This is a genomic window from Escherichia sp. 10290 (genome assembly GCF_030295155.1).
GTDB lineage: Bacteria > Pseudomonadota > Gammaproteobacteria > Enterobacterales > Enterobacteriaceae > Escherichia > Escherichia coli_F.
Map to the genome: position 1 here is coordinate 3,851,722 of NZ_AP025741.1, position 14,162 is coordinate 3,865,883.

General features: G+C 51.9%; 16 protein-coding genes. 4 read left to right on the forward strand and 12 right to left on the reverse strand.

Features of this window, described 5'->3' with window-relative positions:
- Positions 1-4: 4 nt before the first annotated feature.
- The 9 genes from hypA to yghX form a co-directional block, all read right to left on the reverse strand.
- Entirely contained in the window at positions 5-346 is a 342-nt protein-coding gene (gene hypA / locus QUE74_RS19460) for a hydrogenase maturation nickel metallochaperone HypA (protein ID WP_000544953.1), read from the reverse strand.
- Positions 339-827, reverse strand: coding sequence for a hydrogenase-2 assembly chaperone (gene hybE / locus QUE74_RS19465; protein ID WP_001001337.1), 489 nt, complete (start codon positions 825-827; stop codon positions 339-341). The genes hypA and hybE overlap by 8 nt, the downstream gene beginning before the upstream one ends.
- Positions 820-1,314, reverse strand: coding sequence for a HyaD/HybD family hydrogenase maturation endopeptidase (locus QUE74_RS19470; RefSeq protein ID WP_001221942.1), 495 nt, complete (start codon positions 1,312-1,314; stop codon positions 820-822). The genes hybE and QUE74_RS19470 overlap by 8 nt, the downstream gene beginning before the upstream one ends.
- The gene (gene hybC, locus QUE74_RS19475) at positions 1,314-3,017 is read right to left on the reverse strand and encodes a hydrogenase 2 large subunit (RefSeq protein WP_000083074.1); all 1,704 of its coding nucleotides are present in this window, start codon (positions 3,015-3,017) and stop codon (positions 1,314-1,316) included. Before hybC ends, QUE74_RS19470 begins: the two co-directional genes overlap by 1 nt.
- A complete protein-coding gene (gene hybB, locus QUE74_RS19480) occupies positions 3,014-4,192 on the reverse strand; it encodes a Ni/Fe-hydrogenase cytochrome b subunit (RefSeq protein WP_000017694.1) in 1,179 nt (392 codons plus the stop codon). The genes hybC and hybB overlap by 4 nt, the downstream gene beginning before the upstream one ends.
- Positions 4,182-5,168, reverse strand: coding sequence for a hydrogenase 2 operon protein HybA (gene hybA, locus QUE74_RS19485; RefSeq protein WP_001081868.1), 987 nt, complete (start codon positions 5,166-5,168; stop codon positions 4,182-4,184). The genes hybB and hybA overlap by 11 nt, the downstream gene beginning before the upstream one ends.
- 2 nt (positions 5,169-5,170) lie before the next feature.
- A complete protein-coding gene (gene hybO / locus QUE74_RS19490; protein ID WP_000145410.1) occupies positions 5,171-6,289 on the reverse strand; it encodes a hydrogenase 2 small subunit in 1,119 nt (372 codons plus the stop codon).
- Between the two features lie 188 nt (positions 6,290-6,477).
- The gene (yghW, locus tag QUE74_RS19495; protein WP_001059140.1) at positions 6,478-6,765 is read right to left on the reverse strand and encodes a DUF2623 family protein YghW; all 288 of its coding nucleotides are present in this window, start codon (positions 6,763-6,765) and stop codon (positions 6,478-6,480) included.
- A gap of 118 nt (positions 6,766-6,883) precedes the next feature.
- Positions 6,884-7,771 (reverse strand): YghX family hydrolase, encoded by an 888-nt coding sequence (gene yghX / locus QUE74_RS19500; protein ID WP_001360974.1) that lies wholly within the window; start codon positions 7,769-7,771, stop codon positions 6,884-6,886.
- A 156-nt stretch (positions 7,772-7,927) separates the two neighbouring features.
- Between yghX and gpr the strand changes: the two genes are divergently transcribed.
- Positions 7,928-8,968 (forward strand): L-glyceraldehyde 3-phosphate reductase, encoded by a 1,041-nt coding sequence (gpr, locus tag QUE74_RS19505; RefSeq protein WP_000262163.1) that lies wholly within the window; start codon positions 7,928-7,930, stop codon positions 8,966-8,968.
- Positions 8,969-9,007: 39 nt separating this feature from the next.
- On the opposite strand, the gene QUE74_RS19510 is transcribed toward gpr, so the two are convergent.
- Positions 9,008-9,502, reverse strand: a complete 495-nt coding sequence (locus tag QUE74_RS19510; RefSeq protein ID WP_000439331.1) for a TIGR00645 family protein — start codon at positions 9,500-9,502, stop codon at positions 9,008-9,010.
- Between the two features lie 190 nt (positions 9,503-9,692).
- On the opposite strand from QUE74_RS19510, the gene yghA reads away from it, so the two are divergent.
- Entirely contained in the window at positions 9,693-10,577 is an 885-nt protein-coding gene (gene yghA / locus QUE74_RS19515; RefSeq protein WP_000018760.1) for an NADP(+)-dependent aldehyde reductase, read from the forward strand.
- 158 nt (positions 10,578-10,735) lie between these two features.
- Here yghA and exbD read toward each other — a convergent pair whose 3' ends face one another.
- Both exbD and exbB read right to left on the reverse strand, forming a co-directional pair.
- Positions 10,736-11,161, reverse strand: a complete 426-nt coding sequence (gene exbD, locus QUE74_RS19520) for a TonB system transport protein ExbD (protein ID WP_001240715.1) — start codon at positions 11,159-11,161, stop codon at positions 10,736-10,738.
- A gap of 6 nt (positions 11,162-11,167) precedes the next feature.
- Entirely contained in the window at positions 11,168-11,902 is a 735-nt protein-coding gene (gene exbB / locus QUE74_RS19525) for a tol-pal system-associated acyl-CoA thioesterase (RefSeq protein WP_000527851.1), read from the reverse strand.
- 251 nt (positions 11,903-12,153) lie between these two features.
- On the opposite strand from exbB, the gene metC reads away from it, so the two are divergent.
- Both metC and yghB read left to right on the forward strand, forming a co-directional pair.
- A complete protein-coding gene (gene metC, locus QUE74_RS19530; protein ID WP_001354971.1) occupies positions 12,154-13,341 on the forward strand; it encodes a cystathionine beta-lyase in 1,188 nt (395 codons plus the stop codon).
- A gap of 138 nt (positions 13,342-13,479) precedes the next feature.
- Positions 13,480-14,139, forward strand: coding sequence for a DedA family general envelope maintenance protein YghB (gene yghB, locus QUE74_RS19535; protein WP_000268419.1), 660 nt, complete (start codon positions 13,480-13,482; stop codon positions 14,137-14,139).
- Positions 14,140-14,162 lie beyond the last annotated feature (23 nt).

The window sequence follows — 14,162 nt, forward strand, 5'->3', positions numbered from 1 at the left end:
CCGGTTATTCAACTTCAATACTTTTGACGATTAGCGAATCGCCGGTATCGACGCGCAACCGCTCACCGTGACAGAGCGGGCATTGCGCATCGTGCTGATGAATCTCCACTACCTGGCTACAATCCCAGCACCAGGCCTGGGCGGGTTTATAGACGATATGTAAATCGCACCCTTGCGCCACCGTTCCGTGGCAGACAATTTCAAAACTAAAACGGACGGCGCTCTCCTCAACGCAGGATAGCGCGCCAATTTCCAGCCACACGGCGGTGACGCGCTTAACATCATGCTGCTCCGCCTGCCGTTGGATAATTTCAACGGCGCTTTGGCAAAGCGACAACTCATGCATTTTCGCCACTCCTGCGGCCAAATAGCAGGGCACGACGCCCTGCGTGTGGTACATCCGGATTGGTGACCGGCAGCGAAAGGATCATCCGCGCGCAGTCATCCGTCAGCCGTTGGCCCTCTTCAATCGACATGCTGTGCGAAAGCGGCGACATCAGCGAGCAGGAGAGATATTGCGAAACACCGTCCAGTTCGCCAACGGTAAAGGTCATGGTGCCATACGGCAGTTGCAGACCGATTTTTTCACTCACTTTGCGCAGCGGCCAGAGTTGATCCGGGCCGGGGAAGATAACTGCACTCAGCATCCACGGGGTGATCACACACCCCGTCCACTGACCTTCGAACAGCGTAAAGTCAGAAACATACACCGGCATTGAAGGATGCAGAAAAGAGAGATCGTGCATCGAACGCCGGGCAATTTCTTCAAACGCTGCCTGTACTTGCGCCTTCGGGGAGGTCTGAAAACCTGCTATCTCTTCATTCATGAGTCGCCTCCCGTGGGATGGCTTCCACGCCTGATTCGCGCAGCGCAACCAGAACCTGCTCAAGCGCAGGTTCAATCATCGCTTCGACCGTCGGCGTCAAGCCGATGTGCGGCTCCAGCGATTCCGGGATCACGCCGACCAGGGTCAGCTTTTTCGGAAACTCGCCGGTGAAGCGCAGGGCCGACAATACGTCAGCCAGGCCAAGCTGATGCGGAGAGATTTTGTTGGTAAACAACGCCGGAACTTCTTCATCCCGCAGGATCATCATCGTTCCCGGCGCGTTCTTTTTCGACACAATGGCATCGGCGATAATCAGATGATCGCGATTTGCCATGTCGCCAAGCAGCTCCATTCCCGCCGTGCCGCCATCGAGGATCTCAACATAATCCGGCAGAATGTATCGTTGCTCTAACGCTTCGACAATCCGCACACCGATGGCTTCATCGGTCAGCAAAATATTGCCAACCCCTAAGACTAAAATACGCATTACAGTACCTTCACTGAAACCACTTCGTTGCCGTCGGCATCCACTACGTGTACCGCACAGGCCATGCACGGGTCAAAGGAGTGAATGGTTCGCACCACTTCCAGCGGTTTATTCGGATCAGCAACCGGCGTGCCCACCAGCGACTGTTCGTAAGGACCAACGTCGTCATTGAAGTTACGCGGGCCAGAGTTCCAGGTTGATGGAACAACTGCCTGGTAGTTACTGATAATACCGTCTTTGATCACCATCCAGTGAGAGAGCATACCGCGCGGTGCTTCAAGGAAGCCAACGCCTTTGAACTCACCCGTTGCCGGAATGTTCGGCTTAACAAAGGTGGTGTGATCGCCTTTGCCGATATTGGTGATCAGTGCACTGTATTGATTTTGCAGGATATCCTGCAATTCGCAGCAGTGAACGGTACGACCAATGATACGGCCCAGCGTGGAGTGCAGCTGCGCCACTTCCAGCGTGTTGCCAGTCAGTTTCTGATAAATCGCAACGATTTCATTCAGTTTGTTTTGGGTAGATTCGCGACCTGCCGCCAGTTTCACCAGCATGTTAGCCAGCGGACCCACTTCTACCGTTTTGCCGTAGAAAGTCGGTGATTTCACCCAGGAATATTTACCGTCGTCAGACCAACCGTCGTAAGCCGGAATGGTGGTACCTTCCCACGGTGCCTGCGGCGCTTCGTCTTTATACCAGGAGTGCTTCGCGCTTTCCTGAATCCCTTTGATCAGGTATTCATCGGAATGAGAAGTGATCGGACGGTAAGTCGACAGATCGGCATTCTGGATGTAGCCGCCCGGGAACAGGAAGCTACCATTTTTGCTGTCGGTCGGGAATTCCGGCACGCTCAGGTAGTTCACCGCACCTTTACCGCGCGTCAGCCATTCCGGGTAGAACGCGGCGATAACTGCGGTATCAACCTTGTAAACCTGCTCAACAAAGTCGCTCAGTTTGTCGATGAAAGACTTGATGTACATCAGGCGCTCAAGGTTCAGCACGCCCAAACCGTCGAGGTTGATTGGGTTCGCGACACCGCCTACCGCCAGGTTCTGAATGTGCGGCGTTTTACCGCCCAGCAGCGCCACGACGCGGTTAGCGTCACGCTGGCACTCCAGCGCCTGCAGGTAGTGCGCTACCGCAATCAGGTTCACTTCCGGCGGCAGTTTCATTGCCGGGTGCCCCCAGTAGCCATTAGCGAAAATACCCAACTGACCGCTGGCAACCAGATCTTTGATCTTGTTCTGAACTTTAGTGAACTCTTCCGGGCTGTTCAGATGCCAGGTCGAAACGCCTTTCAGCATTTCGGAGGCTTTGGTTGGATCAGCTTGCAGTGCAGAAGTGATGTCCACCCAGTCCAGCGCCGAAAGCTGATAGAAATGAACGATATGGTCATGCGTGGTGTGCGCAGCCAGAATGATGTTACGGATGTATTGCGCGTTAACCGGAACGTCGATATTCAGCGCACTCTCTGCCGCACGGACAGAAGACAGCGCGTGAGTGGTAGTACATACGCCACAGATACGTTGCACAATCATCCATGCATCGCGCGGATCGCGGTTTTTCACGATCTCTTCCATGCCGCGCCACATGGTACCGGAAGCCCATGCTTTCGAAACGACGCCATTTTCGATTTCGCAATCGATGCGTAAATGCCCTTCAATTCGGGTTACCGGATCAATAGTAATTCTCTGGCTCATGCTTTGCTCGCCTCATGACGATTATGATCGTTTTGTTTTAAAGGAGGAAGTATCGGCAGTAGACGAATGAGTACGATGTAAGCGCAAATCTCAATAGCCACAAAACCAATAGAAATCAACAGTTCTTCCCAGGTCGGGAAGTAGGCGTAACCACCGCCCGGGTTGAATGCCACCAGCGAATAGGTCAGACGCCAGGTTGCACAACCTAACAGTGCGCTCAGTGCTGACAGGAACAGCATGCGGGAATCATTACGCAGCTTCGCCACACGCAGAACAACCAGCGGGAAGAGCATCAGCAGGACTTCAATCCAGAACATCACGGAGTAGAAGTCACCGGCAAACGCTAACGACAGCTTGTCGCGATAGATCAGCTCGCCAAAGCGCAACACGATGAAAATCGCCAGCAACACACTGATGGTGTTAGTCAGTTTGACGAACAGGCTCTTTTCATCCGGACCGTTGCCACGCAGACCCGCCTGCACCAGCGAACCTTCAAAGATGACAATCGAGAAGCCCATGATGAACGCCGTCAACAGCGAGAACAGCGGCAACATTTCATAGCTTTGCCACAGCGGATGCACCTTGTAGCCCGCCGAGATCATCAGCGACCCCATTGAAGACTGGTGCATAGTTGGCAGCAGCGCGCCGAGCGCGATGATGAAGAACATCACCTTGTTCAGACGCTTGAGCGACACTTTCCAGCCCAGACGTTCAAACAGTGCCGGAGCAAACTCCAGTGCCATCACGCCGATGTAGATGGTCATACAGACCGCCGTCTCGAACAGTACCGAGTTCACGTTGAAGTGACCCGGAATGTAGAAGTACGGCAGGTTCCAGTAGCGACCCACGTCGATAGTGATCGACAAGCCACCCAGTGAGTAACCAAACAGACTTGCCAACAGTGCCGGACGCACCAGCGGATGGTATTGCCCACGATTAAAGACGTATACCGCCCACGCCAGCGCCCAGCCGCCACAGGCAAAGCCGGTGCCGATCAGCAGGTCAAACGCGATCCACACGCCCCACGGGAAGCCGCCGTTCAGGTCAGAGACAGAGCCCAGACCGAACACCAGACGCTTCACAATCAGGAGCATACAGATGACGATTAACGGTCCAAAAATCATGACCGGTTTACTGATGATTTTGCCGCCCAGCGGTTGTGGATCATGACTCATGATCGTCTCCTCCGTCGTGATGGTCGTTTTTGGTGTTGCGACGAACCAGCACGGTTAAGCCCGCCAGCACAGCCAGTGGTAGCATCATGCCTTTATACAGGGTGTGTTGAACATGTTCGGAACGCGCACCAGTAGAAAGATCGTCCAGTTTCGGCAGGTCGAGATTTTCATAAGGCACACCCGTCAGTACCAGAACCTGAGTACCACCGCCCTCTTTCTCGCCGTACAGATGCGGATAATATTTCGGCACTGTGTGCAGGTAAGTGTCGCCAGATTTCAGCGTCTGACGTGGATAGTGGTATTCGCTGCCAGGCTTCAGCGCCAGACGTTTTTTCGCCTCCGCCATCAGCTCTTCACGCGTACCAAAAATCACCGCGCCCGCCGGGCACACTTCTACGCAGCCAGGCAGACCGCCTTTATCAAGACGTTCCACACCTTTCTGGTTGCAAAGCTCACACTTATGCAGCGCACCAAACGGGTTGTTGTAGTCGTACTTCGGCACGTTGTACGGACAGGCAACCATGCAGTAACGGCAGCCGGTGCACACATCTTTGTCGTAATGGACAATGCCGGTTTTCGGATCTTTTTTCAGCGCAGAAACCGGGCACACTGAGACACAGTTCGGATCGACGCAGTGCATACACTGTTTCTTAATGTACGCATAGCCGTTCTCTTCCTGGTCTTTGTTGACTCCCGTGCCGCTGGTCCACACCTGGATAATGTTATTGGTGTACGGCGACAGTTTGTCGTTATTCGACCAGGTCTGTTCCCCTTGTGGGTTACGTTCAGGGAAGTTGATATCCTGACACTTAGTGACGCAAGCCTGGCAGCCTACGCACAGCGTCGAGTCGTACAACATCCCCAGCGATCCCGGAATTGGCGGGCGGTTTTCAGCAGCCGCATGACTGACAGACGGCAACGCGCCCGTCAGCAATGCGCCGCAGGAGGCTGCTTTAATAAAATTACGTCTGTTCACGGTTATTCTCCCCGTGAGTCAGCGTTATCTTTCTTTTGCTGACGACCCAGTTCACGCACCGCCATCACGCTGACACCGGCAACCAGCCCAACCACACCGCCGAGCAAACCGATAGCGCCCGCAGAGACGTTGCCGCCCTCTTTAGCGTTAACATCCGGTTTCTGCGAACGCGGAGTCTGGTTTTCGACGTTGGCAAGCTGATGGATGCCTTTATGGAAGCCGATACCTTCTTCGTTACAGCCATAGCACGGGTGACCAATCGCCACCGGCCACACACCACCAACATCGCAGAATTGCAGCGTTGAGCAGTTGCCGTAAGTTTCTGGCCCTTTACAGCCGAGGTGGTACAGGCACCAGCCTTCGCGGTGGCCTTCATCACCGAACTCTTTGGCAAAACGACCAGCATCGAAGTGCGGGCGGCGTTCGCAGTGTTCGTGAATCAGACGGCCATAGGCGAAAGTCGGACGGTTTTTGTCATCCAGTTTCGGCGGTTTGCCGTAAGTGATGATGTGCGCAACGGTCGCGAGGAAGTTGTGCGGGTTCGGCGGGCAACCTGGAATGTTGATAACGGTTTTGCCCGGTAGAACTTCTTGCAGGCTGACTGCGCCAGTTGGGTTAACTCCAGCTGCGGCAACACCGCCCCACGCAGAGCAGGAACCGATAGCGATAATGGCTGCTGCGCCTTCCGCCGCTTTGCGGATGTGATCCACAATCGGCTCACCGGCAACCATGCAATAAATACCATTATCTTTTAATGGGATGGAGCCATCCACCACTAACACATACTGCCCTTTGTACTTCTCGAGAGCGTTATGTTTGTTCTCTTCGACCTGATGACCGAAGGCGGCGGAAAGCACTTCGTGATACTCCAGAGAGATAGTCTCCAGCACGAGGTTTTCTACCGTTGGATGCGTTGCACGAAGCAGAGATTCCGTACAACCGGTGCACTCCTGCGCGCCAATCCAGATAACTGGCGGACGCTGCGGGTTAGTAACCGATTCGGCCATCTCTGCAGCGGCTTTGCTACTTAACCCCATGGTGGCGGCTAATGCTGCACAAAGCTTCATGAAATCACGACGGTTAATGCCGTGAGAATGGATGAGGGTGTTATCTCCAGTCATTTATAGTTATTCCGTTGCGAAGACCTGGCATATATTTTGCCTCAATCGCAAAATCAATAATGCGATCGATGCGCCATTTACCACACATTTATTATGGTTATCGATATCATGATACTGCGGCGGGGCACTAAAACGAAGGGAATAAGCATTAGTGTAATTAATTAAAGCAAGATAATACGTATGTTTGATCAATTTTCGAGGCGATAACCGGCCATAAAAAAGCGCAACGTAGAACAGGAATTATTCTCACGAAAGAAATCCATTACCATCTCTTTATCCAGTCCATAGCGGCGCGTCAGAATACCCGCTTCCCAGGCGCTAAGCTGGCGATCTCCGGTCTTTTCGTACATCTGGTGTGAGTAGCCTAATACAAAACCGCGTTTATAATCGGCACAGTATTTTGTCACATTAACCACACTGTCGGCATGCGTTGCTTTTAATCCCGCCATTAAGCCTTTACCAAAATGGTTATTCATCGTTCACCTCATTCGCTATATATTGTCATATATAGCGATATTTTAGGCAAAGAACGACTTTTGCGCACGCTATTTTTTCATGCTTGTTTAAGACGTAATCCCGTAAGAGATAAACCTATCAGGAGAGATATTTATCGAACCATTTCAGCGTCCTTTGCCAGGCAAGATCGGCGGCAGATTTGTCATAACGGGGCGTGGAATCATTATGGAATCCGTGATTAACCCCCGGATAGATATACGCCTCATAGACCTTATTATTGGCTTTCAACGCCGCCTCGTAAGCGGGCCAGCCCTCGTTGATTCGGGTATCCAGTTCCGCGTAGTGGAGCAGTAAAGGCGCTTCAATCTTCGCCACATCGGCAGTGGGTGCCTGACGACCATAAAACGGCACCGCGCAGGCCAGTTCCGGATACGCGACAGCCGCCGCGTTCGATACACCACCGCCATAGCAAAATCCGGTAATACCCACTTTGCCTGTCGCTTGCGGATAGCGTTGCATAAACTCAATTGCGGCAAAGAAATCATTCATCAGTTTGGTTGGATCAACCTGCTGTTGCAGCTCACGACCTTTATCATCATTACCCGGATAACCTCCAACGGAACTTAAGCCGTCAGGTGCCAGGGCGATATACCCCGCCTTCGCTACTCGCCGTGCCACATCTTCGATATACGGATTCAGTCCACGATTCTCATGCACCACCACCACGGCTGGCGTTTTGCCGCTCATCTTTGCGGGCTTCACCAGATAACCCCGTACCTCGCCGTGACCATTTGGCGAAGAATACGTGATGTACTCAGCAACAATTTCCGGGTCGGTAAACTCTACCTGAGTCGCCAGCGCATAATTTGGCTTGAGCAAATCAAACAACGCTAATGCCGTCATCCCGCCCACCGCATACTTCGCCGCAAGGTTGAGGAACTCACGTTTCGAAATTTTCCCGTGAGCGTAATAGTCGTAGTAATCCAGCAACTCTTGTGGGAAGTCTTTAGCGGTCAGACGCGGCATCATTGCACTCCTCAATTGGTGTTTTTTTAAGCAAAGCATAAGCACGTGTTTTTGCCCAGTTTTTCGTCACACTGTGAGCGATGCTACGGGATCCCCCCTGGTAAATCGCTAAACTGGAAACATTGTTTCGAAATTGAATGGTGGAAAGGAGAGGTCATGGTCTGGTTAGCGAATCCCGAACGTTACGGGCAGATGCAATACCGCTATTGCGGAAAAAGCGGTTTACGCCTGCCCGCGTTATCGCTCGGTTTATGGCACAATTTCGGTCACGTTAACGCACTGGAATCACAGCGTGCGATCCTGCGCAAAGCGTTTGATTTGGGCATTACGCACTTTGATTTAGCCAACAATTACGGGCCGCCTCCAGGAAGCGCAGAAGAGAACTTTGGTCGCCTGCTGCGGGAGGATTTTGCCGCTTATCGCGATGAACTGATTATCTCTACCAAAGCTGGCTACGATATGTGGCCCGGCCCGTACGGCTCTGGCGGCTCACGTAAATACCTGCTCGCCAGCCTCGACCAAAGCCTGAAGCGGATGGGGCTTGAGTATGTCGATATCTTTTACTCTCATCGCGTCGATGAAAATACGCCGATGGAAGAAACCGCCTCTGCGCTGGCTCATGCGGTACAAAGCGGTAAGGCGCTTTATGTCGGGATCTCCTCTTACTCGCCAGAGCGGACGCAAAAAATGGTCGAGTTGCTGCGCGAGTGGAAAATTCCGCTGTTAATTCATCAACCTTCGTACAATTTACTGAACCGCTGGGTGGATAAAAGCGGCCTGCTGGATACCCTGCAACATAACGGCGTGGGCTGCATTGCCTTTACTCCTCTGGCTCAGGGATTGCTGACCGGAAAATATCTCAACGGTATTCCGCAAGATTCACGGATGCATCGTGAAGGGAATAAAGTTCGTGGTCTGACGCCGAAAATGCTCACCGAAGCCAACCTCAACAGCCTGCGGTTATTGAATGAAATGGCACAGCAGCGTGGACAATCAATGGCACAAATGGCGTTAAGCTGGTTGCTGAAAGATGAGCGAGTGACGTCGGTATTGATTGGTGCCAGCCGCGCGGAGCAACTGGAAGAGAACGTCCAGGCGCTGAATAATCTGACATTTAGCACCGAGGAGCTGGCGCAGATTGATCAGCATATCGCCGATGGCGAGCTGAATCTGTGGCAGGCGTCTTCCGATAAATGACCTGTTAATAACGGGCGCGAGAACCGCGCCCGAATCAGATCAGTGATTATGACGAGTCAGTCGGTCAAGATAGCCCATCACAAATGCAGAGAGCACAAACGTCAGATGGATAATGACGTACCACATCAGTTTGTTATCAGGGACATTTTTCGCATCCATAAAGACGCGCAGTAAGTGAATGGAAGAAATTGCCACAATCGACGCTGCTACTTTGTTTTTCAGCGACGTTGCGTCCATTTTCCCCAGCCAGTTCAGCTTCTCTTTGTTCTCGGAGATATCAAGCTGCGAGACGAAATTCTCATAACCGGAAAACATCACCATCACCAGCAAACCGCCAACCAGCGTCATATCCACCAGCGACAGCAACACGAGGATCAAATCTGATTCCGCCATCGAGAAGATATTCGGCAGTACGTGAATAATCTCCTGGAAGAACTTCAGCGCCAGAGCAACTAACGCCAGCGAAAGGCCAAAGTACACGGGGGCAAGCAGCCAGCGAGAAGCATACATTGCATTTTCAAGAAAACGTTCCATACATTCCTGTCGTGTAGTTAAAACGGGCAACAGTATATCGCAATTGAGTAAACAGCACGCAACAGCAAATAAACATATCCGTTAAACCTTTGTCGCATAATTCTGAGGTTTAGGGATTTTCCTGGTTCCCTTATCAACGCATCGAGAGCGTCTACCCTTAAAGGACGTTGAACCTGAAGGGAGAAAAGCGATGTCTCATTTAAAAGACCCGACCACGCAGTATTACACTGGTGAATATCCCAAACAGAAACAACCGACGCCAGGCATCCAGGCGAAGATGACACCAGTGCCGGATTGCGGCGAGAAAACCTATGTTGGTAGCGGTCGCCTGAAAGATCGTAAGGCACTGGTGACAGGGGGCGATTCCGGAATCGGTCGTGCTGCCGCCATCGCTTACGCGCGTGAAGGCGCTGACGTAGCGATCAGTTATCTTCCCGTGGAAGAAGAAGACGCTCAGGATGTGAAAAAGATCATTGAAGAATGTGGACGCAAAGCCGTCCTGCTGCCAGGCGATTTAAGCGATGAGAAATTCGCCCGTTCGCTGGTTCACGAAGCGCACAAGGCGTTAGGCGGGCTGGATATTATGGCGCTGGTCGCCGGGAAACAGGTTGCCATTCCTGATATTGCAGACCTCACCAGCGAACAGTTTCAAAAGACCTTTGCCATTAACGTTTTCGCGCTGTTCTGGCTAACCCAGGAAGCGATCCCCCTGCTACCGAAAGGTGCCAGTATCATCACCACTTCGTCAATCCAGGCATACCAGCCAAGCCCGCATTTACTGGACTATGCGGCTACGAAGGCGGCGATTCTGAACTACAGCCGAGGCCTGGCAAAACAGGTCGCGGAGAAAGGTATTCGGGTGAATATTGTTGCGCCAGGCCCGATCTGGACAGCACTGCAAATTTCCGGTGGACAGACGCAGGATAAGATCCCGCAGTTTGGTCAGCAAACACCAATGAAACGTGCAGGACAACCGGCGGAGCTGGCCCCAGTGTATGTTTATCTGGCAAGTCAGGAGTCGAGCTATGTCACTGCAGAAGTACACGGCGTGTGCGGCGGCGAACATTTAGGCTAAAAAAATGCCCGGTTGCGAAAAGCAACCGGGCATCATTATGCATTTAACTCTTGCCGGATGCGGTCTAAACGCCTTATCCGGCCTACATGTCATGCAAATTCAATATGTTGCAATATATTATGTAGGTCTGATAAGCGTAGCGCATCAGGCAATTCTCTTTACTTCGCTTTGGCTGTTTCTTCGCCAACCAGACCAATCTTCAGGTAACCTGCCTGATGCAGCTTATCCATTACCTTCATCAACGTCTCGTAATCGACAGTTTTATCCGCACGGAAGAAGATAGTGGTGTCTTTCTTACCTTCGGTTAACGCATTCAGCGCTGTAACCATTGTTTCATCGGTGACCGGCTCGTTACCGATAAACATCGAGTTGTCCGCCTTCACCGACAGATAAACCGGTTTTTCCGGACGAGGCTGCGGCGTGCTGGTAGAAGCAGGCAAGTTCACCTTCACATCTACCGTCGCTAACGGCGCTGCCACCATAAAGATAATCAGCAGAACCAACATCACGTCGATAAACGGCGTCACGTTGATATCATGCATTTCGCCGTTATCGTCGAGGTTTTCGTTAAGATGCATTGCCATCGAACATTATCCTGCGCGTAATTTTTGGGCGACACGAACCGGATGCGCAGCGGCGCTGGCTTCCAGATCCAGGTCACGACTTTGCAGCAATAATACCTGCGCTGCGACATCACCCAGCATCGCTTTAAAGCCGCCAATCTGACGTGCAAATACGTTATAGATAACGACCGCCGGAATCGCTGCCACGAGGCCGATTGCCGTTGCTAACAGAGCTTCTGCGATACCCGGCGCAACGACAGCCAGATTAGTGGTCTGCGTTTGCGCAATACCGATAAAGCTGTTCATGATGCCCCAGACCGTACCAAAGAGGCCCACAAACGGCGAAATCGCGCCGATGGTTGCAAGGTAGCCGTTACCGCGGCCCATTTGACGCCCCACGGCGGCGACCCGACGCTCCAGACGGAAGCTGGTACGTTCTTTAATACCTTCGTTATCGTCGCTGCCTTCTGACAGTTCCAGCTCATCCTGCGCTTCATTGAGCAAATGCAGGCTTAAGCTTTTGCTACCAAAATCAGCGGCGATATCGTTGGCCTGGTTCAAGGAACGCGCTTGGGCCAGCAGTTGCTGTTCGCGTTTCAGGCGACGCTTCTGATTGAAGAACTCAACGCTCTTACTGAAGAAGATTGCCCAGGTGACTACGGAGGCCAAAATAAGCCCAATCATCACGCACTTAACGACAATATCGGCGTGCTGATACATACCCCAGACGGAAAGATCCGTCTGCATTAAATTATTACCCACTGTGTATCTCCAGGACGCAAATCACAAAATCTGCGCATAATAATATCAAAACGACGTCGAATTGATAGTCGTTCTCATTACTATTTGCATACTGCCGTACCTTTGTTTTCTTTTCCTTGCGTTTACGCAGTAAAAAAGTCACCAGCACGCCATTTGCGAAAATTTTCTGCTTTATGCTAATTCTTCAGGATGCGCCCGCGAATATTCATGCTAGTTTAGACATCCAGACGTATAAAAACAGGAATCCCGAGATGGCGGACAAAAAGCTTGATACTCAACTGGTCAACGCAGGACGCAGCAAAAAATACACTCTCGGCGCGGTAAATAGCGTGATTCAGCGCGCTTCTTCGCTGGTCTTTGACAGTGTGGAAGCCAAAAAACACGCGACGCGCAATCGCGCCAATGGCGAGTTGTTTTATGGACGGCGCGGAACGTTAACCCATTTCTCCTTACAAGAAGCGATGTGCGAACTGGAAGGTGGCGCAGGCTGCGTGCTGTTCCCCTGCGGAGCAGCAGCGGTTGCTAATTCCATTCTTGCTTTTGTCGAACAGGGCGATCATGTGTTGATGACCAACACCGCCTATGAACCGAGTCAGGATTTCTGTAGCAAAATCCTCAGCAAACTGGGCGTAACGACATCGTGGTTTGATCCGCTGATTGGCGCGAATATTGTTAAACATCTGCAGCCAAACACTAAAATTGTATTTCTGGAATCGCCGGGCTCCATCACCATGGAAGTCCACGACGTTCCGGCGATTGTTGCCGCCGTGCGCAGTGTAGTGCCAGATGCCATCATTATGATCGATAACACCTGGGCGGCCGGCGTGCTGTTTAAGGCGCTGGATTTTGGCATTGATGTTTCCATTCAGGCCGCTACCAAATATCTGGTTGGGCATTCAGATGCGATGATTGGTACTGCCGTATGCAATGCCCGTTGCTGGGAGCAGCTACGGGAGAATGCCTATCTGATGGGGCAGATGGTCGATGCCGATACCGCCTATATAACCAGTCGTGGCCTGCGCACTTTGGGTGTTCGCCTGCGTCAACATCACGAAAGTAGCCTGAAAGTAGCTGAATGGCTGGCGGAACATCCGCAAGTAGCGCGAGTTAACCACCCTGCTCTGCCTGGCAGTAAAGGTCACGAATTCTGGCAACGAGACTTTACAGGTAGCAGCGGGCTATTTTCCTTTGTGCTTAAGAAAAAACTCAATGATGAAGAGCTGGCGAACTATCTGGATAACTTCAGTTTATTCAGCATGGCCTACTCGTGGGGCGGGTATGAATCGTTGATCCTGGCAAATCAACCAGAACATATCGCCGCCATTCGCCCGCAAGGCGAGATCGATTTTAGCGGGACCTTGATTCGCCTGCATATTGGTCTGGAAGATGTCGATGATTTGATTGCCGATCTGGACGCCGGTTTTGCGCGAATTGTGTAATGTTGCCAGTTTGGACAAATTTGCAGACATTTAATTGTGAAAAGTCTTAAATTGTTGCGTCCGGGATCAAGGCGTCCCGGGTGATTCAGGAGTACAATAGGCAGATAAAGGCTTAAACGCTGTTCCACAGGAAAGTCCATGGCTGTTATTCAAGATATCATCGCTGCGCTCTGGCAACACGACTTTGCCGCGCTGGCGGATCCTCATATTGTTAGCGTTGTTTACTTTGTCATGTTTGCCACGCTGTTTTTAGAAAACGGCCTGCTGCCCGCCTCATTTTTGCCAGGCGACAGCTTGTTGATACTGGCAGGCGCATTGATTGCTCAGGGGGTTATGGATTTTCTGCCAACGATTGCGATTCTGACCGCCGCAGCAAGTTTGGGCTGCTGGTTAAGTTATATTCAGGGGCGCTGGTTAGGGAATACTAAAACGGTGAAAGGCTGGCTGGCACAGCTTCCTGCCAAATATCACCAGCGTGCTACCTGTATGTTTGACCGTCACGGTCTGCTGGCGCTGCTGGCTGGACGTTTTCTCGCATTTGTCCGTACGCTGTTGCCAACCATGGCGGGTATTTCCGGTCTGCCAAACCGCCGCTTCCAGTTTTTCAACTGGCTAAGCGGATTGCTGTGGGTCAGCGTAGTAACTAGTTTCGGCTATGCCTTAAGCATGATTCCGTTCGTTAAACGGCATGAAGATCAGGTAATGACATTCCTGATGATCCTGCCGATTGCCTTGTTAACTGCAGGCTTGTTAGGCACGCTGTTTGTGGTGATTAAAAAGAAATACTGTAACGCCTGACAATTTCCCCCGTTCCCGGTTGC